This is a genomic window from Candidatus Rickettsia kotlanii (assembly GCA_030295365.1).
GTDB lineage: Bacteria > Pseudomonadota > Alphaproteobacteria > Rickettsiales > Rickettsiaceae > Rickettsia > Rickettsia kotlanii.
Map to the genome: position 1 here is coordinate 803,295 of AP027062.1, position 22,469 is coordinate 825,763.

Genomic DNA, 22,469 nt, shown 5'->3' on the forward strand with positions numbered 1-22,469 from the left:
ATATAGCATTTTAAGAAAAATTTCATGCTAATGCATATAGCAAGTCTAACGTGTTAAAGCAGCGTTATCTTCTATAGGGTTTGCACTACCTACTAAAAAGATTTTAATAAATTTAGCTCTGGCAGATTTAGTAAAAGAAGGAAGCCACTTCGATCTTGTGATTGCTTGTGCGATACTTACCGCAATGAATATTTTACCTGAACTTGAAATTGTGGAATATTTGATAATAGGAGAGATATCATTAGACGGTTCAATCTTACTGGTAAGTAGAGCTTTACCTGCAGCGATTGGAGCTTCTGTTAGAGGTAAAGGTCTTATTTGCTCAAGTAAAAACAGCTCAGAAGTTGCTTGGTCGGGTAATGATAATGTACTTGTTGCAGGTAATTTAATTGAACTAGTAAATCATTTTAAAGGTTTACAAGTTTTAACTCCTCTGGAAGCTAAGCTACAAAATGCGCCAATAAATTATCCCGATTTTAAAGATATAAAAGATCAAAAAATTGCTAAACGAGCTTTAGAAATTGCAGCATCAGGTGGCATAACCTTTTAATGTTTGGTCCTCCTGGAACCGGTAAATCAAGACTTGCTGCCTGTCTTCCCAGTATACTACCTCAAATGTCTACAAAGCAGAACTCCACATTATTTATGCTCACTGGCCGCTATGGTCGGTGGTAGTGTCAGAAAAAAAAGTAAAGCCTAGGGAAATTACGCTAGCTCATAACGGAGTATTATTTTTAGATGAACTACCTGAATTCCAACAGCATGTTATTGGTATATGAAGACAGCCTATTGAAAACGGTGAAATACTAATCTCACGATCAAATGCTTATATAAAATATCCGGCAAATTTTCAGTTAATAGCAGCTGTGAATCCTTGTAAAGGTGGTTATTGAGGCGATTCTTATAAAGAATGTATGAAAGCTCTAAAATGTGCTAGCGACTATCAAATGAAAGTATCGGGACCTATTATGGATAGATTTGATTTGCATATAGAAGTATCTAGTATTAATGTTTATAATTATGACTTGATTGTAGATAACTCTGAGGAAGAATCTGAATATATAGCTGCAAGAGTCGAGAAAGTACGTTTAATTCAAGAAAAGAGATATGAGGGCTATAATATTAAAACAAATAACAGATTAGATGGGCAATTGTTAATAGATTATGCTTATGCCTGCGGATGAAAGATTTACTGAATGAAGTGGCAAATAAATTTTGTTTATCAATGCCTGCTTATAACCGAATACTTAGAGTAGCACGCACGATTGCCGATCTTGAGAATGTTGATAAGGTCTTGAAAGTGCATATTGTGGAAGCTTTGAGTTACCGTAAAATGGAATGTAATAATATGTATATGAGGATTAACTTCAAAAAGAGCAAAGAGGCCACAAGGTGAGGAACGCAGTGTCTTAATACGTGAGTATCGAAGTTCTTGTAGGACGACGTAGCATTTTTGAAGTTGATCCTCGTATACTGTATACTGTCTTCATTTTTTGCAATATGTTTAAGGATAAAAGATATGAGTACTATAATAAGTTTTGATTACGCTATTAAATATTTATTAAAAGATAAAGGGGATTATGAAATAGTCAAGGGATTTATTTCGGCTATTCTTAAAGATGCTGGTTTGTAGTTCTGTTAAAATAAAAGCCATACTGGAAAGTGGCAGTAATAAAGAAAATGATAGCTTAAAATCTAGTGTAGCAGATGTCATTGTGGAAGATGAAGAAGGGTATAAACCTATAGTAGAAATAGATAAATCCTATACAAATCTTTTTATGCATAAAGCTTGTTTTAATTCTAGTAGATTAATAGTTGATAGTATTTCTAAGAGCGAGGATTATTCTACTATAAAAAAATATTATTAATTTATTGTATTTTCCTTTTGATGATATGAAAGCACCTTTATATCACAGTAAGACTATTTTTAGAGAAGTTGATACAAAACATCCTATGAAATTTTCTTTTGGAGATATGAGAGAGGTAAAATATTTGATTTATATAATGTATTTTCAGAATATATTGTAATATCAGTACCATTTAATGATGTTATAAGAGATGAATTGGATGAATGGCTATATATAGTAAAACATTCTGAAGTTAAGAAAGATTTTAAATCGCCATATATGAAGAAAGTAGCAAAACGTTTTGATATACTTAAGATGACTCCTAAAGAGCAAATAATTTATCGTGCCTATATGAATAAAAGCTATAAAGAACGTGATTATATAGTTTCTGCTGAAGAAAAAGGTAGAGAACAAGGTATGGCAAAGAATAGAGGAGGGGAGGAAAAAAGGTAAACAAGGAGGTATACAAGAAGGTGAAGTTACAAAAAGTATAAAAATAGCAAAAAAGATTTTAATGAAAAACACTCGATAGAAGAAATACATGAGATTACTGAAGTATCTATAAAAGAAATAGAGCGATTACAAACAGAAATTGAGAACCTTAAAAAATAACTATCTTTAATGACAAAAATTTACTTTATAGCTGGTGAGGTGTCAGGCGACTTTGTAGGTAGTCGTATAATTCAGCATTTAAAAAACAATACAGGGGTACAACTAAATTCACCTGTACCAAGCTTTATGAATGATGCTGTACAGTTTGTTGGTGTTGGCGGCAAATATATGGAGGAAGCCGGTAGCTTTAAAAGCTTATTTTCTATTACTTCCATAAATTTAATGGGTTTTGTAGAAATTTTGCCTCATATTTTTAAGCTTAAAAAATTAATTGATAAAACTGTGGAGGATATAATAAATAGTAAAGCTGATTTATTAATTACCATAGATTCACCAGGGTTTACTTATCGTGTGGCAAAGCGAGTAAGGAAACTTTTACCAAAGCTGAAAATGATTCATATCGTTGCACCGTCAGTTTGGGCATATAAAGAGGGTAGGGCAGTAAAATACGCTAAAATTTATGATTGTTTATTTGCTTTACTACCGTTTGAACCTCCATATTTTACTAAAGTCGGTCTTGATTGTAGATATATAGGTCATCCGATTATGGAGCAAGAGTTTTATAGTGATAAAATAGCTTTACGTGAAGAGTTTAAAATAGATGAGAATGAGAGAGTTTTGTGTGTTACTCTTGGTAGTAGAAAGGGTGAGATTCTAAGGCATTTATCGGTTTTTGTTTCTTCTATTGAAGAAATATTCAAGAGTTGTAATAATCTTAAAGTTATATTTACTCTTACAAATCCTGCTCATGAGGCAATAATAAAACCATTTCTAGAAGATGTTAAGTTTAATTATTTATTTTCAAGTGAGAGACTTAAAACTTATGCTGTTGCGGATGTAGCTTTAGCAAAATCCGGTACTAATACTTTAGAGATAGCAGCTTCCGGTACTCCTATGATTGTGGCTTATAAAGTTAATCTTATAAGCTTTTTTATTATCAGGCTATTGATAAAAATAAAATATGTTACGTTGATAAATATTATAGCTGATAAAGAAATAATTCCAGAATTTATCCAATTTAATTGCCGAGTTAATCTTATTAGTAATAAGCTGCAAGAGTTATTATTTAATTCTAAGAAAGCTTATGAGCAGGTAATAGAAAGCCAAAAAATTTTGCAGCAATTAGGATTTAAATCAAACCGGTTACAGCTAAATTCAGAAAGTTTTAGATACGATGAATTTAAAGGCAAGCTAGCTAGGCGTACAAAAATACGTGAACAAAGGCTTAGCTTGGAAAATTCGCTTGTATCAAGTGATCAAGATAATGCTGTACCTTCTTATATAGCTGCAGAAATTATTAAACAGGAGTTCTTAGAACCTAAAATAAAGTTTTTAAACGAGAAAGATTAGTACTTGAAACCGGCGGTCCACAACATTTTCTGAATTATAATAAACATTAATATTAATATAATAATAAAATATATTTCCATATTTTTTCTTATAGTATTAATTTGTTTCATTAAAATTTTTAAATCATTGGAAATTTTTTTGTATTCCTCATTGTTATCAGAACGCATTGTTGTCAAGAAACCGGATAAGTTTCCTAACTTATTTTGTAAAGCTTTTAACCTTTCAGTATGTTCTTCGTGTTTTAGATCAGTATTGTGATCTTGTATCATAATATATAATGCCCATTATAAGATCATTATTAACGCCGGTATAGCAATAATATGAACTAAGATTTATATTTTTTGTTTGTAATAAAAATTCTAACTTATTCATTTTATAGGAGTATGCTATTGTTATAGTAAATTGGTTTGCGTTATTAATTTGTTGCTCATTAGTCATATAATTTTAATTACCAAATATTAAAACTATTGATTTAGCAAAAAGTTAATTTTACTATGTATTATTTCAAATGTCAATAAAAAACCATATTTCGTGGTAAGATTTTTCTAAACCTTATAAAAATAATAGTTATTATGTTAAACAACCTATTAAAAACTAAACTTTTTTTAGTTATAGTATCCCTAACTATATTTATTATTTTGCTAAATTTTAGTATATTTTATATTTTGGTACCGGGTAATCTTACTCAAAATAAAACGATAATTATTGAACCTAAATTATCCGTAGATCAAATAGTTACAAAACTTTATTCTAATGAAGTAATCAAATATCCAAGAATTTTTAAGGTAATTGCTAAAATTTATTCTATAAAAAGACCTCTTAAAAGTGGTGAATATGTGTTTACTCGTAATATATCGCCTCTGCAAACTTTAAGAATATTAGCAAGCGGTAAATCTATAATACACAAGATAATTGTCCCGGAAGGTACGGTAGTTAGTGAGGTTATAAAGAAAATTAATGAAGAAAGTCGATTACTTGGAGAAATAAAAGGGATAATACCTGAAGGTTTTTTAATGCCTTCCACGTATTTTTTTTCTTACGGTGATCAAAAAGAGCATATAATTGATCACATGAGAAATTTAATGTCTGCTAATTTAGATAAAGTAATGCAAAATCTTGCACCGGATTCTCCATTAAAAACTAGACTTGAGGTATTAACGCTAGCTTCAATAATTGAAAAAGAAGCCGGCTCAAATGCAGAAAAGCCTATTATAGCAGCAGTATTCATTAATCGTTTAAAGAAAAATATGAAGCTACAAGCCGATTCGACTACTATATATGCTTTGACTGAAGGAAAATTTAAATTAGCAAGAGCTTTAACAAAAAAAGATTTATTGCAAGAACTACCCTATAATACTTATTATATAAAAGGTTTACCACCCGGTCCGATTTCTTGTCCGTCGTTAAAATCTTTAGAAGCAGCGGTAAAATCTGCTAAAACGGATGCATTATTTTTTGTAGTTGATGGTAAAGGCGGGCATAATTTTTCTAACAATCTTAATGATCATAATAGATTTGTTGAAACTTATCGAAAAAGTTTGATTAAAGTACCTGAGCCGGCAATTGATCCTGAAAAACCATCTACTCGATGAACTTCAAAAATTGGCTACTTCGTCTTATAAGAGCTGTGGTGCTCATGTATTAAGTATACGCTCCGCTTCTTGTCTTATAGACTCCTTGCTCTTTTTGAAGTTGATTTGCGTATATTTTTATCTACTTAAGGGATGTTATCATGAATAATAGTGAATTTAGTAAAATAGCCGAGACAACAATTGTATATATAGCAGAAAAGATAGAAGAGCAGGATAAAGAAGCAAGTATAGATGTAGATTTACAAGGCGATATATTAAACCTTGATACTGATAAAGGAGTATATGTAATAAATAAACAAAGTGTCGCCAAAGAAATTTGGTTGTCGTCACCGGTTAGTGGTCCTTATCATTTTTTTTATGAACAAGGCGAATGGACAAATAGAGCAGGGCTTGAATTAATGGCTATTTTAACTGAAGAACTTAATATTAAATTTGATACTCGCCCCATTTGAAAAATTAGCAACAATGCCTTTATAAGACCTCGGATGCTGAATGCTTAATATACGTTCCACTCCTCGGCTTACAGACCAATTACTCTTTTCCAAGTTAAACTTCGTATCACTACTCTGCACTTTACTTCGGAATATATATGAAAGATTTTGAAACTGCCGATAGTGCTGCCGAAAAAGTTTATGATTTAATAATAAAAAATGCTCCTACTCGTGCATCTATATTCATTGATGTTGATGATACGCTTATAACTCCTAAATAAAAAACTTTTAAGAAGTCGCCTTATAATTAAATAATTGATAGAATTAAGGAAAATAAAAGTAGTTATGACAATTATGAGGAAATTATCAGTAATTGGTTTTTGCAGCGAAAAGTAATATTAATTGATGAAGAGTGGGTAGAAGTTATAAACAAGCTCAAGGAAAAGTTTCCCGTTTATGGTCTTACACAAATGAATACGGGAGCATTCAACAATATTCTTTCTATATAAGATTGGTGATATAAAGAACTAAAAGAGCTGGGTATCGAATTTTCAGATAATGAAAAATTAGCAATTTATAATGCAGGACACTATTTTTTATAAAGGTATATAGGTATATTTATAACCGGTAATCACTCAAAAAGTGGTACTTTATCAAAATTTTCTGAAGAGCTAAATGCTAGTTTTATTATATTTGTTGATGATCGTGCGAAGCATATTGAAGATATAGGAGATTATTGTAAAAAGAATAAAATAGGTTTTTTAGGCATTTTATTTGACGGAAAATTTAACAGGTGAACTGATCCTATACTTGCCGAATGTTAAGAATCATATTTAATAGAAAATGCTAAATGGCTTGAAGACATAGAAGCTTATGGGATAATGGTCAGGAAGTAATAATTAAATAGAATACATGCCTACATAGATATCGTCATTGCGAGCAGCCCTAGGCTGCGTGGCAATCCATAAAAAATAATAAAAATTCCGTAAATCAGAATTTTAACTAGATTGCTTCGTCGATTATTTTATAATTTCCTCGCAATGATGACTCAATATCCACGCAACAATGCCATGCAGGAATGGTATCGAGAGTCACACAACACTCTAAAATAATCCCTAAAATCTATGAGTTTTAAAAATGTACTTTCTAAAAAATTTTTTGATAATATTCATAATTCTAATTTCAAATCTAGTATCCGCAAATACTTATAGGCAGATAAATTACAAAATAACACCTTTGTCTAATACGTCTGTTTCAGCTATCAAAGTTGAGACAGAAATAATCGGCAATATGAGTGGTGAGGTTATTTTAGATTTTCCCTATGCGTAGGCAAATGCCTACATATTACAAGCAAATCAAAAATGTTAAGCTAGAATATCCTATTGGAAAATTACAGTTTAGAAATCAAGACTCGAATGAAGCTATTTTAAATACGGGAAAAATCAATATTATTCGTTTAAGCTACAAAATATATCAAAAAACTGGTAATCCTTGTGATATCCACGAAACAATAATTAGATAAAATTTAATTCATTCACCGGGTTATGGGCTTTTTGCTACTCCCAATGATCTAAATGAAAATGATATAGTAGCGTTTAACATTGAATGGAATAATATTCCTGATATTTGGGGGACAATATCAGATTATGGTCTTGGTAAAAGCGTGAAATTTAAAGCTATGCCGATTGAATTATATAGTGCAGTTTATGCAGGGGGTGATTTTACGTGTTTACAAAATTGTCGATCAAAAAATCCTGTATATCTTTCGTTACATGGTCAATTTGATCTTAAAGATGAAGAAATAGCTTCTTATATAAATAAAATGTCCGATTCTATCGAATGTGTAAAAAATACAGTAAAAGCAGGACTAACTGCAGGATATGTAGCTTATGAAACTGTAAAAGGTTTAGGTGGCAGGAACAGTAGGTATAGTTTCTCTTATTGCCGATAATATTTACGGTGATACCACAGAGCTTGCTGGTGCTATTAATACTAACATGATAGAGTATTATAGTTAAAATATTGTCATACTCAATCATCATTGCGAGAAGTTGCATTGCTTCTATGTCATTCCCACGGAAGGGGACATCTAGTAAAACATATAAAAACTTGTTTTTATATGTTTATTTTACCAAATATACATTTGTACCAATAAGATTATTTTTACTGGATCCCCGCTTTCGCGGGAATGACATAGCGAGTCACGCACTAGTTAAACGCTTTATTATCTCTTCTCTATCAATCAAAGGTAAAACGCTTGCGATTTCCGGGCCTGATTCTCTAGCGGTTAAAGCAAGGCGAAGAGTTAAAAATAACTCCTTACCTTTCCTGCCTGTCACATTTGTTATTGCTTTAGTCCAAATGCTCCAGCTATCTTTAGTGATTTCACCTTTTGGTAATAATTCTGCTGCTTGCTTTAAATATTCCTTATCTAAATTTAGATTTTCTACATTCGGAGTTTGATGGCAAATTTCCCACCAATCTTTTACATCATGTAATTTTTGCAAGTTAGGGCTTACCGATAACCAAAAATTTTCATCAATATACTCGGCATCTATTTCTTTAAGGCGTTCTTTTACTGTATCAAAATCTAAACTTATAAGTAATTTATGATTTAATCTTTCTAAATCTTTCGGCTGATAGATAGTTGGACTTTTAGAGAAACTACTTATCTCAAATTGATTTACTAGTTTCTCCATTGATTTATAAGGCAAGATTTGTGCTGATGAACCAAGTAAACTAAAAAAGCTAGCGATTGCCATAGCTTCGATCCCGAATTCTTTTCTAAGAGTTGCGATCTCAAACCCTCCAACTCTTTTAGAAATTTTCTCATCTTTATTGATTATTAAACTTAAATGCCCAAAAGTCGGAGGAGTATTATTTAAAGCCTCAAACATTTGAATTTGAATGGCGGTATTGCTAACGTGATCTTCACCCCTAATAATATGAGTAATATCATAATCAATATCGTCAATAACTGAGCATAACATATAGGTCATACTACCGTCTGCTTTTATCACTATTGGGTCGCTTAAAGCCTGGCCGTCATATTTAACTTTGCCTTTGATCATATCATGCCAGCTAATCGGTTCATGATTTACCAAAAATCTATAATGCGGTTTTCTTCCTTGTTCTATATATTTCTTTGCTTGCTCTTTAGTTAGATTTAAGCTAGCTCGATCATAAATCGGTGGTAAACCTTTAGATAATTGAAATTTACGCTTTAATGCTAGCTCTTCAGGAGTCTCATAGCAGGCATATAATCTTTTTTTGTCTAGTAATAGATTTTTGATTGTATCATATCTACTTAAACGACTTAATTGATTAAATGTCTGATCCCAATTAATTTTTAAAAATTTTAAATCTTCCTCGATAGCATCTTTATATTCCTGTTTACTACGTTCTAAATCCGTATCGTCAAATCTTAAAATGAACTGTCCGTTATGCTTCTTTGCATATAGCCAGTTAAGCAATGCTACCCTGATATTCCCAACGTGTAACATACCGGTCGGTGACGGAGCAAATCGTGTTATAACTTTTGTCATAAATAAGTAATTTTATTAATTGTCATCCCGTGGCTTGACCACGGGATCTTGTATCACAAGCCTGTGTCCTGAGACCCCGTGATCAAGTCACGGGGGTGACACTAAACCATTTACACCTGTTTCTTTTCTAATTTTGCTTTATTCTCTTCAATTAGCTTCATCGCATCATCTAAGCTTAAATTTAGAAAATCATATTTTTTTTGCACCGAAATAAATTTACCCATATATTTTATGTAAGGACCGAATTTACTGTATCCTATCATAATTTCTTCGTTGCTATCTTTATGAACACCTATTTTTAGCGGTAAGCTTAGAAGCTTTAATGCTATATCAAGTGTAATATCATTTTGGTTCAAGCTAGCAGGCACGGGGCTACGTTTCGGCTTTACTTTGCCTTCTTGTTCGCCAAGTTGAATATAAGATCCATAAGGTCCTTTTTTCAGATATATTTCTACTCCGTCTTTATCCGTACCTAAAACTTTATTCTCATTAGGCATAGCGGCAGGCTCGCCTTCATTCTCGTTATTATCGTTACCGCTAACAATAGATTTTCTAAAAGTACATTCAGGGTAATTACTACATGCTAAAAACGCTCCGAACCTACCAAGCTTTAAGCTAAGCTCGCCCGTGTTACATGAAGGACAAACTTTAGATTCTTTATTCTCACCGAACAGATGATAATCAAGGGCTTTCTGTACATAGCTAATAATCTCGGTTATTTTCTGCTCGTTTACTGATTCAATATTATGGTTAAAACCGCTCCAAAAATTATTTAAAGCAGCTTTCCATTCAAGTTTGCCAGCTGCTATTTCGTCTAACTCGTTTTCAAGTTCTGCAGTAAAATCATATTCAACGTATTTTTTGAAGAAACCGACTAAAAATACCGTTACCAAACGTCCAAGTTCTTCAGGTATAAATCGTTTTTTCTCAAGAGCAACATATTTTCGATTTTGTAAAACCGATAAAATACTAGTATAGGTCGAAGGACGACCAATCCCAAGCTCTTCAAGTTTTTTCACTAAACTTGCTTCTGAATATCTGGGAGGCGGTTCGGTAAAATGTTGATTTGGAATAACTTCTGTAGTTTTAAGTAGCTCTTGTTCTTTTAAAGGCGGTAGCATTTTATTTTCTTCTTCAGCTTTATCGTCCACACTTTCACGATAAACCTTATAAAATCCGTCAAAGGCTATAGTCGATCCGTGTGCTTTTGCCAAATATTCTTTATTTTCCGAAGCTAAATTTGCAACTACCAAATCCATTATAACATTTTCCATTTGGCAGGCTATAGTTCTTTTCCAAATCAACTCATAAAGCTTATAATAATCCTTTTCTAGCTTTTCTTTTAAGCTATCAGGAGTATAAGTAATATTTGTGGGTCTTATTGCTTCATGAGCTTCTTGAGCATTTTTTACTTTGGATTTATAAATTCTAGGGCTAGTCGGTAAATATTTATCGCCGTAACTTTTATCGATTAACTTACGTATATCTGTTATTATATCATTTGATAATGTAACACCGTCGGTTCTCATATAAGTAATAAGTCCTATAGTTTCCTTACCTATATCAACACCCTCATAAAGTTTTTGTGCTATTTGCATAGTCTTTTTAGCACTAAAACCTAATTTTCTTGCTGCTTCTTGTTGTAGTGATGAAGTAATAAAAGGAGGTTGTGGTTGACGTTTTTGTTGTTTTTTTTCTATCTTATCAACATGAAATTTTTGAGATTTTAATTTTTTGGTTAAATCTTTGGCGTTTTTTTCGTTAATAATTGAGAATTTTTCTAACTTCTGATCGTTTATGTGAGTCAATGTAGCAGTAAATAGTTCATTATTACTATTTTGCATTTTAAGGCTAATATCCCAATATTCTTCTGACTTAAAACGCTCTATTTCATCTTCTCGCTCACATATTAATCGCAGAGCCACGGACTGCACACGTCCTGCTGATTTACATCCCGGTAACTTACGCCATAAAAGAGGTGAAAGGGTAAAGCCGACTAAATAGTCTAAAGCTCTTCTTGCTTGTTGGGCATTTACTAAGTTAGTGTCAAGTTTCCTAGGGTTTTCAACGGCATGAATAATTGCTTTTTTAGTGATTTCGTTAAATGCTACCCTTTTGAAAAAATCATCGGATTTAACTTGATTCTTTTCTTTTATTACCTCTGCAACATGCCATGAGATAGATTCACCCTCACGATCAGGATCGGTTGCAAGATATACTGCATCAGCTTTTTTAGCATCTTTAACTATGGCATCTACATATTTACCGGCTTGATCAGAAATATCATATTTCATTGCAAAATTTTCATCAGGTAACACCGAGCCTTTTTTAGAAGGTAAATCTCTAATATGACCGAATGATGCAATGACCTTAAACTCATCACCTAAATATTTATTTATCGTTTTTGCCTTTGCTGGCGATTCTACTATTACTAATTTCATCTACTTATTATAAACTAATGTAATGATACTTTGTTACCGGTGTAACGCATTACTATCCCGGCGAGTTCTAATTCGAATATTACCGTATATTAGGAAGCGGTAATTCTATTTCTTTTTGTAAATATTCAAAGTCTATGGGTACTGCTGATAATAATTCCAATATAGCAGTACGCTCCTTTTATGACGGTTCTTTAACATATCTCGTATTTACTGTTCCTAGCTCAACAAAATCCTTAAATAATCCATCATCTTTTTTCATAAATTCTTCATATTGTGGTAAATTAGCTACAATATCGTCTACTGATTCCATTAAATATGCTCCCTCTCTAATCAATTTATTTGTACCTTGACATCTTGGATCTAAAGGAAAGCCAGGAATGGCAAATATTTCCCTATTTTGTTCAAGTGCAAATTTTGCAGTTATTAATGAACCGGATTTTAAGCTTGCTTCTATTACCACTACTCCTAAGGCTAGTCCCGATATTATCCTATTACGCTGTGGAAAATGTTCCCCAAGCGGGGTAGGGCCGATAGGTGTAACTCAGCTAATATTAAACCTTCTTTTGCTAAATTTTCAAATAGTTTTTTATTTTCCGGTGGATATATATGATTAATACCGCCTGCAATAACTCCGATAGTTGATGTACGTTGCTATTTATTCCTCGTGCTAATCCTGAACGGTTATATAACCTTTACTAAATCATTTGCAATTTTATGAGCAAAGCTTCTCCCGTTTGCAGCAGTGTTTTTTGCACCTAATATTGCAACGCATTTATTTTTAATAACTCTATATTACCTTGATAGCTTAATATTGGCGGTGGATCATAAATTTCAAGTAATAATTTATTCCGGAGATTTATATGTGATGATCTTAGCATTGTCTTTTTCGAGAAGCTCTAACTCTTTTTCAGTATCGCTTTTACTGACAATTTTAATTGGTTTTGATTTTCCGTTTCGCAATGAAAAATCTGGAACGTTATCTATGATAGTTGCTACATCACCAAATAATTTAATTAAACTAAAGAAAGTTTTAGGGCTGGTATTTCACTCCTAATAAGACATAAAATATTAATTGTTTCAATATTATAAAATATTTTAGAAGCAGAAAATAATTCCTCAACATTACTAGACAAGCTACTACGGTAGGACAGTTCCCCACTTATATATTACAGCTTCTCTGCATGTGAGCTTAAATAATGTGCTATACCTTCATGTGATGGGGTAATTGCTTCCTCACCTTTATGCCAGCCGGCAGGACAAACTTCGCCATGCTTTTGATGATGAGTTAAAGCATCGATTACTTTTAATGTATAATTAATATCACGACCGATAGGTAAGTCGTTAATTAGCATGTGACGTACTATGAAATCCTTATCGATTAAAAAAGTTCCACGCAAAGCAACACCATCTTCATTAAGTACATTGTATTTTGAAGAAATATCCTTTTTTATATCGGAAACCATTGGGAATTGTACTTGTCCAAGTCCGCCTTTATTATGCGGAGTATTTTTCCAAGCTAAATGGCTAAAATGAGAATCGACGCTAACAGCTATTACTTTAGTACGTCTTTCGGTAAATTCACCAAGCTTATTGTGAAATGCTATAATTTCCGATGGACAAACAAAAGTAAAATCTAGGGGATAAAAAAATAACACTATATTATCCCCTGCAGCATAATCGCTAAGTTTAAACTTAGCGTCTACATTATTATTAGGCATAATAGCTTTAGCTGTAAAATCCGGAGCAATTTTGCCGACAAATACTGACATATTTATAACCTTTTATTAATTAATAATCTGATATGATATATAAAACTAATTATTATTACAATAATAAATCTTTATAAATTGCTACTTATCTATTTTTGTTCCCGAAGAAGCTTTTAATTGGTTAAATATAGTTAACGCTCCGGTGATAAAACTACTAGGTTCTGAAAGATTTGCAGGTAAAATTACGGTGTTGGTATCTTTAGCCAAATTACCGAATGCACTAATATATTGCTCAGCTATTTTAAGAGCTACTGCATCACTTCCTCCCGTTTTTTGTATGGCAGTTGCGACAATCTCAATACTATTTGCTGTAGCGGTAGCGACTAAGCCTATTGCTTCAGCTTCACCTTTTGCCCTGTTAACTTGATCTGTATAAGAAGCTTCTGAATTCAGTACGATTTGTGCTTTTTCACCTTCTGCATGGTTAATTTTTGCTTGTCTATTACCTTCCGACTCTAGAATTTGAGCTCTTTTTTGACGCTCTGCTGCTACCTGCAATTCCATAGCTTTAAGTATAGTTTGTGGAGGTTGAATATCTTTAATTTCATAACGCATACATTGTATGCCCCAATTTATAGCAGCCTGATTAATAGCTGCTACAATTGCTACGTTTAAAGTTTCGCGCTCTTCAAAAGTCCTATCTAAAGGGAGTTTACCGATTTCCGAACGCATAGTAGTTTGAGCAAGCTGTGTTATGGCATAGTAAGGATTATTAACACCATAAGATGCTGCCATTGGATCAATGATCTTAACATATAAAACACCGTCTATAGATAATGTTACGTTATCGTTTGAAATAGCTGTTTGAGCGGTAACGTCTATTGCTTCTTCTTTTAAAGTATGTTTGTATGCTACTCTCTGAATGACAGGGATGAGTAAATTTAAGCCAGGCTGCAGTACCTTATCGAATTTTCCAAGTTTTTCTACTACCCATGCTTGTTGTTGTGGTACAACTTTAACCATTTGTATTATAACTAAAATCGCTATAATACTGAAAATTAATAATGCATATTCCATAATTCAATACCTTTTTTATTTCCACTCTATATTATTTTTAATTATAAAAAAAGGATTTAAGTTAAATGGTACTTAATTATATATTTTTCTATCACTCAAATGGGTTTCTTTGAGTAAAGAAAAAATGCTTGAATATTCTTCAAGTTGTTCATTTACATTTTTTATCTTATTTAAAGCGCTATTAAAATCTTTCTGCAATAAATACGTTTCAGCAACTTTATTTTATTCTAGTGTTTTAAGTAAAATACTAAAATCTATAATAAGAGTCGTCTAGTTTAGGTATATCAGACATAATAATAAATCATATAATTATTGAGTTCTTAGTTTATATACAAATTTTTTAATAATTCAATAATTTTTAATTAGATTTACATATACTTAAGTCTTTATCTATTATGTCGGAATCTATATTTAAACAGTCAAGGATTGAATGAAATACATAATCATGGCTAATTTCGGTATTAGCATAATTTTTAATTGAAGATACTGATTTAGGATATTTGGCTTGAAAATCATCTGATACCCAAACTATAAGAGGTACGGTTATTTGTTCTGCAAGTAGTGGACCGCCGTGACCGTAATAACCATTTTCTCCGAGGGACTCGCCGTGATCAGATACATATAATAAAAATGCATTTTTATCTTTAAGCAAATCTATTAAATTAGATAAAAAAAAATCGGTATATAAAATAGAGTTATCATAACTGTTAACTAAAGCAAGCTTATCGCAATCACTTGCATCTCCCTTAACCTTAATAGGACAGGTAGGGGTAAAATACTCAAACTCTTTTGGATATCTCGCATTATAGTTCCAATGGCTGCCGGAAGTGTGAACTACTAAAAATTGTTTCTCTGAGTTTGTTATTATTTCTTTTATAAAAGGCAATATTTTTTCATCATGATCATTTAAAGAAAATAGGGTAGAGCCGCCCGGTACTATAGTAAAATTAACGTCATTATATATATTACTGAGGTCAAAATTTGCAAAACTTCTCATTAAAGTTTGAGTACCGATCCAGGTAGTATTAAAGCCAAGATTTGTTAAAATTGATAAAAAGCTGTTCTCTTGTCTACTATTTTCAATTTGACTTGCAGGATAACGTGAAAGTAACGACGGTACGGAAAGATAGGTAAGGTTAGAAGAAGATTTAGCTTTGAAAGAAATTAGGTTTTGAGTAGTCTTTAAGTAAGGAGTCGTATCTCTTTCATAACCGTTAATACCGAAATGATCAAATCTTGCTGATTCGCCTATAACTAAAACACCGATAATATCTTTATCTGACTTATCTATAAAGTTATATTGTTTGCTAATATCTATACATGCATAATTTTTATCACCGAAATTTCCGGCAAAATTAAGGTAGCTATTATGTAAATACTGAATGGGAAAATAATTTTTTAGTATCTTAAATGAAGGAGTAATAATATTATATACAAAAATAAGTAAGCAAGCGGCAGATAATAGTTTTGTTACGAATGATTTAGAATTTTCGGCGGCAAAAGATTTGAGAGTATAAAAACAGGTAAAAAGGCAAAAAATTATCCATATTATTAACTTAATGCTGGTTAATTCATAAACTTCGTTTAAATCCGTTGAGAAAAAACTACCTATTACTTGTTTAGTAGGATTGACTTTGAAGAAATAAATGTAATAACTAGCAATAGCAGATGTTATAAATAAAAACCCTACGCCGATTTTTAACACTAATCTATGTACGCTAAAACCGAAAAATGCTATAAAAGAAAATATATAGATATAGCAAAAATCTTTTGATAACTCTAATATCCCTCTAAAGATTGTTGCTTTATAATAATCAAATTTATAAATCAATATTGCGGTATTAAATAATAAACAATAAATAAAGGCTAAAATCGTCGATAATTTAATTAATTTCGTATCTAAATGTTTCTGAATAGTTTTTAGCATAAATAATAATTAATAAAGTAATTTTTATAACTATCATGATCATAAAAAATCTTCAAGAATTTTATCGGCTTTTAATACCAAATGCTCCACTTATCGCTATTGATTACGGAAGCAAAAAATTAGGAATTGCATTATCTAATCAAGAACGTAGTATTGCTATGCCCTTAAATACTATAACCGAGATAAATAAAAAAATTGTTATTACTTCCTTGCTTAATATCATCGAGAAATATAAAGTTTGCGGTGTTATAATAGGTCTACCGATTGATATGAGCGGAGCAGTAACGGAGCAAACAAATATAGTGATGAAATTTGCTGAAGAGCTAGCAAGATTTATAAACTTGCCTATATATTTACAAGATGAAAGATTAACTACCAAAGCTGCAAATAATTTCCTTAAATCATTTGGAGTAAAAAGAAAAGACCGTAATAATAACGATGATGTAGTAGCTGCTAGTATGATTCTTGAAACCGTGCTTGATTCTATAAAAAATATTTAATTAGGAATGACATAAAAAGGTCTATGCAACAAAGCCAAGAATAAATTACCTTCTATTTCACCGGGACAAATTTTACTAGCAGAATTTATGGAACCTATGGGGATTAGTCAAAGCAAACTTGCTCATGATATTGATGTACCCGTTACTAGGATCAATAATATAATTAAGCATCATCGTTCAATTGCTACTGATACAGACCTTCGTTTGGGTAAGTATTTATAATATTAAGCCTCATTGGTGGATGAATATGCAAGACCAATATGATTTAGAGCTTGCAGAAGATGCAGGTTGGAAAATTACAGAAGATAGAATAAGAACCTTTTCTATGGCAAGTTATTATTGATAACTCAATATTGTTACGCACTCAAAACACTATTGTAAAGATATATTATTTATGATAGAACCGATTCGGTAAAAATAAATAAAATATACTATGAAAATATTAATTTTGGGTGTTACCGGTATGCTGGGTAATAGCATATTCAGGTTTTTAAGTAGTGATAAAAATAGTGATAAAAAATTTGACATTTTTGCAACAGCCCGAAATAATTCAGCTCGTTCTTACTTTTCTAAGGATTTATCCGATAAATTAATTACAAATGTAGATGTTGAGAACCATGATGCGTTAGTTGAGGTATTTAATCAAACAAAACCCGATATGGTAATAAATTGTATAGGGCTTGTAAAACAATTAGCAGATGCTAATGACCCGTTAAAAGCATTACCGATAAATAGTTTGCTGCCTCATAGGCTAGCTAATTTATGTAAGCTAGCTAATTCAAGGTTAATCCATATTAGCACTGATTGTGTGTTTTCAGGAAAAAAAGGTAATTATAAGGAAAGCGATTTTTCTGACTGTTATGACCTTTACGGTCGTTCAAAATTTCTTGGTGAGGTAGATTATCCGCATGCTATCACATTGCGTACTTCCATTATAGGTCATGAGCTAGCAGGCAATAGAAGCTTAATCAATTGGTTTTTAAGTGCAGAAGGTTCAGTGAAAGGGTTTGAGAAAGCTATTTATTCAGGATTCCCGACAGTAGAGCTTGCAAGAATAATAAGGGATTTTGTGTTACCTAATAAAGAGTTGCGCGGGCTTTATCATGTTGCCTCAAAACCGATTAATAAGTTAGAATTGTTAAAATTAGTAGCAGAAATATATAATAAAGAAATCGATATTATTTCGTCAGATGAGCTTGTAATAGATCGTTCACTAGATAGCACTCGTTTTAATGAGGTGACAGGATATACGCCTCCTGAATGGCGTGAGCTTATAAAGCGTATGTGTGAGTTTAAGTAAATTATCATTTATAGGCTTGTACACGGAATTCAGTATAAAGTGAGATAAATCGAGCTTTTTATGTTTGTATTTTTTTTATAACTGGACCCTGTGGACAAGCTACAGGATGACTACCTTAGAGTGTTTCTCGGTTGACACAATGACAGAATGAATAATAACAAAATAGGTGTTTATATATAATGTTTGTAGATAAAACTTTAATGATTACAGGAGGCACCGGTTCGTTTGGTAATGCGGTGCTTTCTCATTTTCTTAAGTCCGATATTATTAACGATATGAAGGAAATTCGTATTTTCAGTAGAGATGAAAAAAAGCAAGAGGATATGCGTATTGCTTTAAATAATCCGAAACTTAAATTCTATATTGGGGATGTACGCAATTATAAAAGTATTGATGAGGCAATGCACGGTGTAGATTATGTATTCCATGCTGCTGCTTTAAAGCAGGTGCCGACTTGTGAATTTTATCCTATGGAAGCAATAAATACTAACGTCTTAGGTGCTGAAAATGTTTTAAGTGCTGCTATTAATAACAAAGTTACAAAAGTTATTGTACTGAGTACCGATAAGGCTGTATATCCAATTAATGCAATGGGATTATCTAAAGCATTAATGGAAAAGTTAGCAATAGCAAAAGCACGTATGCGTTCTCCAGGTGAGACTATGCTTTGCGTCACTAGATACGGTAACGTTATGGCTTCTAGAGGTTCGGTCATTCCTCTTTTTATCAATCAAATAAAACAAGGTAAGAAATTAACCATTACAGAACCGTCAATGACACGTTTTTTAATGTCGCTTGTAGATTCAGTGAATTTAGTTTTATATGCGTTTGAGCATGGTCATCAGGGTGATATTTTCGTACAAAAATCTCCGGCAAGCACAATTGAAGTACTAGCAAAAGCGTTACAAGATATATTCGATAGCAAAAATGAAATACGTTTTATCGGTACACGTCACGGCGAAAAACATTACGAATCATTAGTATCATCAGAAGAAATGGCAAAAGCTGATGATTTAAGAGATTATTACCGTATTCCTATGGACGGGCGCGATCTTAATTATGCAAAATATTTTGTTGAAGGTGAAAAGAAAGTAGCACTTTTAGAGGATTACACCTCCCATAATACAAAACGTTTAAATTTAGAAGAAGTAAAAGAGTTATTACTGACTCTTGATTACGTACAAGAGGAGCTAAAAAATGCTTAAGGTAATGACGATTGTCGGTACTCGTCCTGAACTTATTAAACTATGCTGCGTGATTTCCGAGTTTGATAAATATACTAATCACATCCTAGTTCACACCGGTCAAAATTATGCATATGAATTACATCAGGTTTTTTTTGATGATATGGGAATTAGAAAACCCGATTATTTCTTAGAAGTAGCAGCAGATAATACGGCAAAGTCTATTGGGCTTATTATCGAAAAAGTTGATGAAGTACTTGAGAAAGAAAAGCCTGATGCCGTTTTATTTTATGGTGATACTAATTCATGTTTATCAGCAATTGCCGCTAAACGCCGTAAAATTCCGATTTTTCATATGGAAGCGGGAAATCGTTGTTTTGATCAGCGTGTACCTGAAGAAATAAACCGTAAAATCATTGATCATATTAGTGACGTTAACATTGCGTTAACTGAGCATGCAAGACGTTATTTAATTTTCGAAGGTTTACCACCTGAGCTTATTTTTAAATCAGGTTCACATATGCCTGAGGTCCTTGGTCGCTTTATGCCTAAAATATTAAAGTCTGATATTTTAGATAAATTGTCACTTACCACAAAGCAATATTTCTTAATTAGCTCACATCGTGAGGAAAATGTTGATGTCAAAAATAATCTGAAAGAATTATTAAGTAGTTTACAAACGCTTATTAAAGAGTATAACTTCCCTGTAATCTTTTCAACACACCCAAGGACTAAAAAAAGGCTTGAGGATTTAGAGGGGTTTAAAGAACTTGGCGATAAAATAAGATTTTTGCCGGCCTTTGGGTTTACGGACTACGTCAAACTTCAGATGAATGCATTTTGTATTTTATCCGATAGCGGTACTATCACTGAAGAGGCGTCTATACTTAATTTACCTGCTTTAAATATTCGAGGAGCACATGAACGTCCTGAAGGTATGGATGCCGGAACGCTTATTATGTCGGGTTTGAAGGTTGAACGGGTACTACAATCGGTGAAAGCTATTACAGAAGAACACGAGAATAATAAACACTTGCAAGATATCGTGCCGGATTATGTAGCAGCAGGACTTGTATCAAAGAAAATATTACGTATAGTTTTAAGTTATGTGGATTATGTTAACCGTACAGTATGGTTTAAAAATTAATCCTATTCATTATCATCATATCAAAAGCATGAAATTCTTTAAATTAATAAAACTTAACACTTTATTTTTAAGTGTTTTTTTACTAATAACTCTTATATCTTCTTTTTGCTATTCCAAAGAAAATGCTTATAAAAAAATAGTTTTCCTTGTTAGTACAGAGACATTCGGCGGCAAAGGCGTATACGCAATGTATAATGAGATGAAAAAAATAGGTCATGATGTCAAAATTGTAATAGTACCTCATCCTCATCCCAATATTCAAGGAGGAATAGATACCGGGTTTATTAGTAAATTTGATACACAAGATGTAATATATCCATGCGGTAAGTATGCTTCTTATTCAAATGTTAATACAAAATGTGAAATTTCTGAACTAAAAAATTATCAGCCGGATTTTATCTTTACGCAAAACCCTTACGAAAATTTGCAAGGCTATATATCAGAACCTTTTACGGCTGCTAATTTGTATAAGAGCTTTAGAGGAACTAAAACAAAAATTATGTATATAGTCTATGGTCCGCATATCTTTCATCAAAAAAATATTGATGATGATAAGTTATCGAGTCGCATAGAGACGGTATTTGTTGATTCAGAAAGTACAAAGGATATCTTTATTAGTAATTATAAATTTCCTAAGGATAGAGTTATTGTTTCGGGTTATCAACCATACTATGAAGTAAGAAATTATAATATTAAAGAAAAACCAAACTCGGAAACCATTTTATGGCTTCCTAGATGGGAATTATCATTTAAAAATAGAGAGTTATATGAAGGGGGTTCTACTTTCTTAAATTATCACTATTTTTTCTATAATTATGCATTACAACATCCTAATATTCATTTTATTATAAGACCGCATGTTACACTATTTACCTATGCGGTCGGTAAAAATTACTGCAGCCAAAGTGATATGGATAATATATTAAATAGATTTAACTCTTTAAAAAATGTTACTGTTTCTGCACATGCATTCAGGTCGTTACTGGATGATATAATGGTGTCAGATATTGTAATAAGTGACGGTACTTCATCTCTTGCTGAAGTAGTAGTTGCCGATAAGCCTATAATTTACTTAAGTAATGGTTGGAATAATGAATTTAATAGCAATGCTCTATCTAAAGAATTAAAAAAATATATGTATTTTGCTTATGAGCCGCAAGATATTATTAACTATATAGAATTTATTAAGCAAAATCATTATTTACCTTATCATGAAAATAGTAGTGGCAGAAATCAATTTAAAAAGATGCTTGATCCTGTAGAAAACCCTGCTGCATTTATTGCCGAATATTTATTAAAATTATAATAGTTTAAATAATTTATGTTAGAAGAAATTTATAATGATGTAGAAAGATTATGTTTTAGAGGTAATGTGTCATAAAAGTAGCTATAAGATTTTTAAAAAAATTATAGAAGCCGATATACTTAATAGCTCATTAATGCTAAATCAAAAAATGAAAATTTTAGATATAGGTTGTGGAACGAAACACGGAACTTTTATGCTTAGTGATATATTAGGAGTAGAAATTATAGCAATAGATATCAGTCAATAATCTATAATTTATGCTAAACAAAATTATAGAGCATCTAATATACAATATATTAAATCTGATTTAGTTAGTTTTATTAAAAAGGCAGAAGAATATGATTATATTGTATCACAACATGCACTTGAGCATATTGAAGATGAGTTAAATCGAGCACTTAATCTTAAATATAAAAAACGATTAATAGTAAATGTACCTTTTAATGAACTGGAAGGGAATATACATTATTTAGTTAATTGAATTACTGAAAAAGACCTTGA

25 protein-coding genes and 5 pseudogenes are annotated in these 22,469 nt (G+C 31.8%); 21 read left to right on the forward strand and 9 right to left on the reverse strand.

What is annotated here, in order from left to right; all coding sequences use genetic code 11:
- Positions 1–106: 106 nt before the first annotated feature.
- From QUD19_RS04380 to lpxB, 7 genes and pseudogenes are all read left to right on the forward strand, one after another.
- Positions 107–550 (forward strand): magnesium chelatase domain-containing protein, encoded by a 444-nt coding sequence (locus tag QUD19_RS04380; RefSeq protein WP_498808680.1) that lies wholly within the window; start codon positions 107–109, stop codon positions 548–550.
- Positions 550–675: an ATP-binding protein gene (locus QUD19_RS04385; RefSeq protein WP_498807558.1), complete on the forward strand. Its 126-nt coding sequence runs from the start codon at positions 550–552 to the stop codon at positions 673–675. The genes QUD19_RS04380 and QUD19_RS04385 overlap by 1 nt, the downstream gene beginning before the upstream one ends.
- A pseudogene (locus tag QUD19_RS04390) lies at positions 675–1,184 on the forward strand (ATP-binding protein). The gene QUD19_RS04385 and the pseudogene QUD19_RS04390 overlap by 1 nt, the downstream one beginning before the upstream one ends.
- A complete protein-coding gene (locus QUD19_RS04395; RefSeq protein ID WP_498807559.1) occupies positions 1,181–1,396 on the forward strand; it encodes a magnesium chelatase subunit ChlI family protein in 216 nt (71 codons plus the stop codon). The pseudogene QUD19_RS04390 and the gene QUD19_RS04395 overlap by 4 nt, the downstream one beginning before the upstream one ends.
- A 319-nt stretch (positions 1,397–1,715) precedes the next feature.
- Positions 1,716–1,897, forward strand: a pseudogene (locus QUD19_RS04400) (hypothetical protein).
- Positions 1,873–2,459: pseudogene (locus QUD19_RS04405) on the forward strand (RpnC/YadD family protein). The pseudogenes QUD19_RS04400 and QUD19_RS04405 overlap by 25 nt, the downstream one beginning before the upstream one ends.
- 9 nt (positions 2,460–2,468) lie before the next feature.
- Positions 2,469–3,809, forward strand: a complete 1,341-nt coding sequence (lpxB, locus tag QUD19_RS04410; protein ID WP_498807560.1) for a lipid-A-disaccharide synthase — start codon at positions 2,469–2,471, stop codon at positions 3,807–3,809.
- On the opposite strand, the gene QUD19_RS04415 is transcribed toward lpxB, so the two are convergent.
- On the reverse strand, positions 3,806–4,078 hold the full coding sequence (locus QUD19_RS04415; protein ID WP_498807561.1) for a hypothetical protein: 273 nt from the start codon (positions 4,076–4,078) through the stop codon (positions 3,806–3,808). The genes lpxB and QUD19_RS04415 overlap by 4 nt on opposite strands.
- 303 nt (positions 4,079–4,381) lie before the next feature.
- On the opposite strand from QUD19_RS04415, the gene mltG reads away from it, so the two are divergent.
- The 5 genes from mltG to QUD19_RS04440 all read left to right on the forward strand — a co-directional run bounded on the left by mltG (position 4,382) and on the right by QUD19_RS04440 (position 7,354).
- Positions 4,382–5,401: an endolytic transglycosylase MltG gene (gene mltG / locus QUD19_RS04420; protein ID WP_498807562.1), complete on the forward strand. Its 1,020-nt coding sequence runs from the start codon at positions 4,382–4,384 to the stop codon at positions 5,399–5,401.
- 140 nt (positions 5,402–5,541) lie between these two features.
- Positions 5,542–5,853, forward strand: a complete 312-nt coding sequence (cyaY, locus tag QUD19_RS04425; RefSeq protein WP_498807564.1) for an iron donor protein CyaY — start codon at positions 5,542–5,544, stop codon at positions 5,851–5,853.
- A gap of 137 nt (positions 5,854–5,990) precedes the next feature.
- Positions 5,991–6,113 carry a hypothetical protein gene (locus QUD19_RS04430; protein WP_498807565.1) on the forward strand — a complete coding sequence of 41 codons (123 nt, stop codon included), beginning with the start codon at positions 5,991–5,993 and terminating at the stop codon, positions 6,111–6,113.
- A gap of 339 nt (positions 6,114–6,452) precedes the next feature.
- Positions 6,453–6,629, forward strand: coding sequence for a DUF2608 domain-containing protein (locus tag QUD19_RS04435; protein WP_498808681.1), 177 nt, complete (start codon positions 6,453–6,455; stop codon positions 6,627–6,629).
- Positions 6,630–7,165: 536 nt separating this feature from the next.
- Positions 7,166–7,354, forward strand: coding sequence for a hypothetical protein (locus tag QUD19_RS04440; protein WP_498807566.1), 189 nt, complete (start codon positions 7,166–7,168; stop codon positions 7,352–7,354).
- Between the two features lie 679 nt (positions 7,355–8,033).
- Here the strand turns inward: QUD19_RS04440 and gltX are convergent.
- The 4 genes from gltX to QUD19_RS04460 form a co-directional block, all read right to left on the reverse strand.
- Positions 8,034–9,377, reverse strand: coding sequence for a glutamate--tRNA ligase (gene gltX, locus QUD19_RS04445; RefSeq protein WP_498807567.1), 1,344 nt, complete (start codon positions 9,375–9,377; stop codon positions 8,034–8,036).
- Between the two features lie 110 nt (positions 9,378–9,487).
- Complete coding sequence (topA, locus tag QUD19_RS04450) at positions 9,488–11,818, reverse strand: type I DNA topoisomerase (RefSeq protein ID WP_498807569.1); 2,331 nt, start codon at positions 11,816–11,818, stop codon at positions 9,488–9,490.
- A gap of 178 nt (positions 11,819–11,996) precedes the next feature.
- Complete coding sequence (locus QUD19_RS04455) at positions 11,997–12,278, reverse strand: DNA-processing protein DprA (protein WP_498807570.1); 282 nt, start codon at positions 12,276–12,278, stop codon at positions 11,997–11,999.
- Between the two features lie 23 nt (positions 12,279–12,301).
- A complete protein-coding gene (locus QUD19_RS04460) occupies positions 12,302–12,454 on the reverse strand; it encodes a DNA-processing protein DprA (protein WP_498808682.1) in 153 nt (50 codons plus the stop codon).
- 106 nt (positions 12,455–12,560) lie between these two features.
- Between QUD19_RS04460 and QUD19_RS04465 the strand changes: the two genes are divergently transcribed.
- On the forward strand, positions 12,561–12,872 hold the full coding sequence (locus tag QUD19_RS04465; protein ID WP_498807571.1) for a hypothetical protein: 312 nt from the start codon (positions 12,561–12,563) through the stop codon (positions 12,870–12,872).
- A 112-nt stretch (positions 12,873–12,984) separates the two neighbouring features.
- On the opposite strand, the gene QUD19_RS04470 is transcribed toward QUD19_RS04465, so the two are convergent.
- The 4 genes and pseudogenes from QUD19_RS04470 to QUD19_RS04485 all read right to left on the reverse strand — a co-directional run bounded on the left by QUD19_RS04470 (position 12,985) and on the right by QUD19_RS04485 (position 16,531).
- Positions 12,985–13,587, reverse strand: a complete 603-nt coding sequence (locus tag QUD19_RS04470) for a peroxiredoxin (protein WP_498807572.1) — start codon at positions 13,585–13,587, stop codon at positions 12,985–12,987.
- A gap of 81 nt (positions 13,588–13,668) precedes the next feature.
- Complete coding sequence (locus QUD19_RS04475; protein WP_498807573.1) at positions 13,669–14,604, reverse strand: SPFH domain-containing protein; 936 nt, start codon at positions 14,602–14,604, stop codon at positions 13,669–13,671.
- Between the two features lie 72 nt (positions 14,605–14,676).
- Positions 14,677–14,896, reverse strand: a pseudogene (locus QUD19_RS04480) (hypothetical protein).
- A gap of 66 nt (positions 14,897–14,962) precedes the next feature.
- Positions 14,963–16,531, reverse strand: coding sequence for a phosphoethanolamine transferase (locus QUD19_RS04485; protein ID WP_498807574.1), 1,569 nt, complete (start codon positions 16,529–16,531; stop codon positions 14,963–14,965).
- A gap of 35 nt (positions 16,532–16,566) precedes the next feature.
- Between QUD19_RS04485 and ruvX the strand changes: the two genes are divergently transcribed.
- From ruvX to QUD19_RS04525, 8 genes and pseudogenes are all read left to right on the forward strand, one after another.
- Positions 16,567–17,031: a Holliday junction resolvase RuvX gene (gene ruvX, locus QUD19_RS04490; protein ID WP_498807575.1), complete on the forward strand. Its 465-nt coding sequence runs from the start codon at positions 16,567–16,569 to the stop codon at positions 17,029–17,031.
- 96 nt (positions 17,032–17,127) lie between these two features.
- Positions 17,128–17,253, forward strand: a complete 126-nt coding sequence (locus QUD19_RS04495) for a helix-turn-helix transcriptional regulator (RefSeq protein WP_498808683.1) — start codon at positions 17,128–17,130, stop codon at positions 17,251–17,253.
- Between the two features lie 25 nt (positions 17,254–17,278).
- A complete protein-coding gene (locus tag QUD19_RS04500; RefSeq protein ID WP_498807577.1) occupies positions 17,279–17,374 on the forward strand; it encodes a plasmid maintenance system antidote protein in 96 nt (31 codons plus the stop codon).
- Positions 17,375–17,464: 90 nt separating this feature from the next.
- Positions 17,465–18,331, forward strand: a complete 867-nt coding sequence (locus tag QUD19_RS04505; protein WP_498807579.1) for a dTDP-4-dehydrorhamnose reductase family protein — start codon at positions 17,465–17,467, stop codon at positions 18,329–18,331.
- Between the two features lie 179 nt (positions 18,332–18,510).
- On the forward strand, positions 18,511–19,536 hold the full coding sequence (locus QUD19_RS04510; protein WP_498807581.1) for a polysaccharide biosynthesis protein: 1,026 nt from the start codon (positions 18,511–18,513) through the stop codon (positions 19,534–19,536).
- Positions 19,529–20,662, forward strand: a complete 1,134-nt coding sequence (gene wecB, locus QUD19_RS04515; RefSeq protein WP_498807583.1) for a non-hydrolyzing UDP-N-acetylglucosamine 2-epimerase — start codon at positions 19,529–19,531, stop codon at positions 20,660–20,662. The genes QUD19_RS04510 and wecB overlap by 8 nt, the downstream gene beginning before the upstream one ends.
- Positions 20,622–21,968 (forward strand): hypothetical protein, encoded by a 1,347-nt coding sequence (locus QUD19_RS04520; protein ID WP_498807584.1) that lies wholly within the window; start codon positions 20,622–20,624, stop codon positions 21,966–21,968. The genes wecB and QUD19_RS04520 overlap by 41 nt, the downstream gene beginning before the upstream one ends.
- A gap of 15 nt (positions 21,969–21,983) precedes the next feature.
- Positions 21,984–22,449: pseudogene (locus QUD19_RS04525) on the forward strand (class I SAM-dependent methyltransferase).
- Positions 22,450–22,469: the final 20 nt, after the last annotated feature.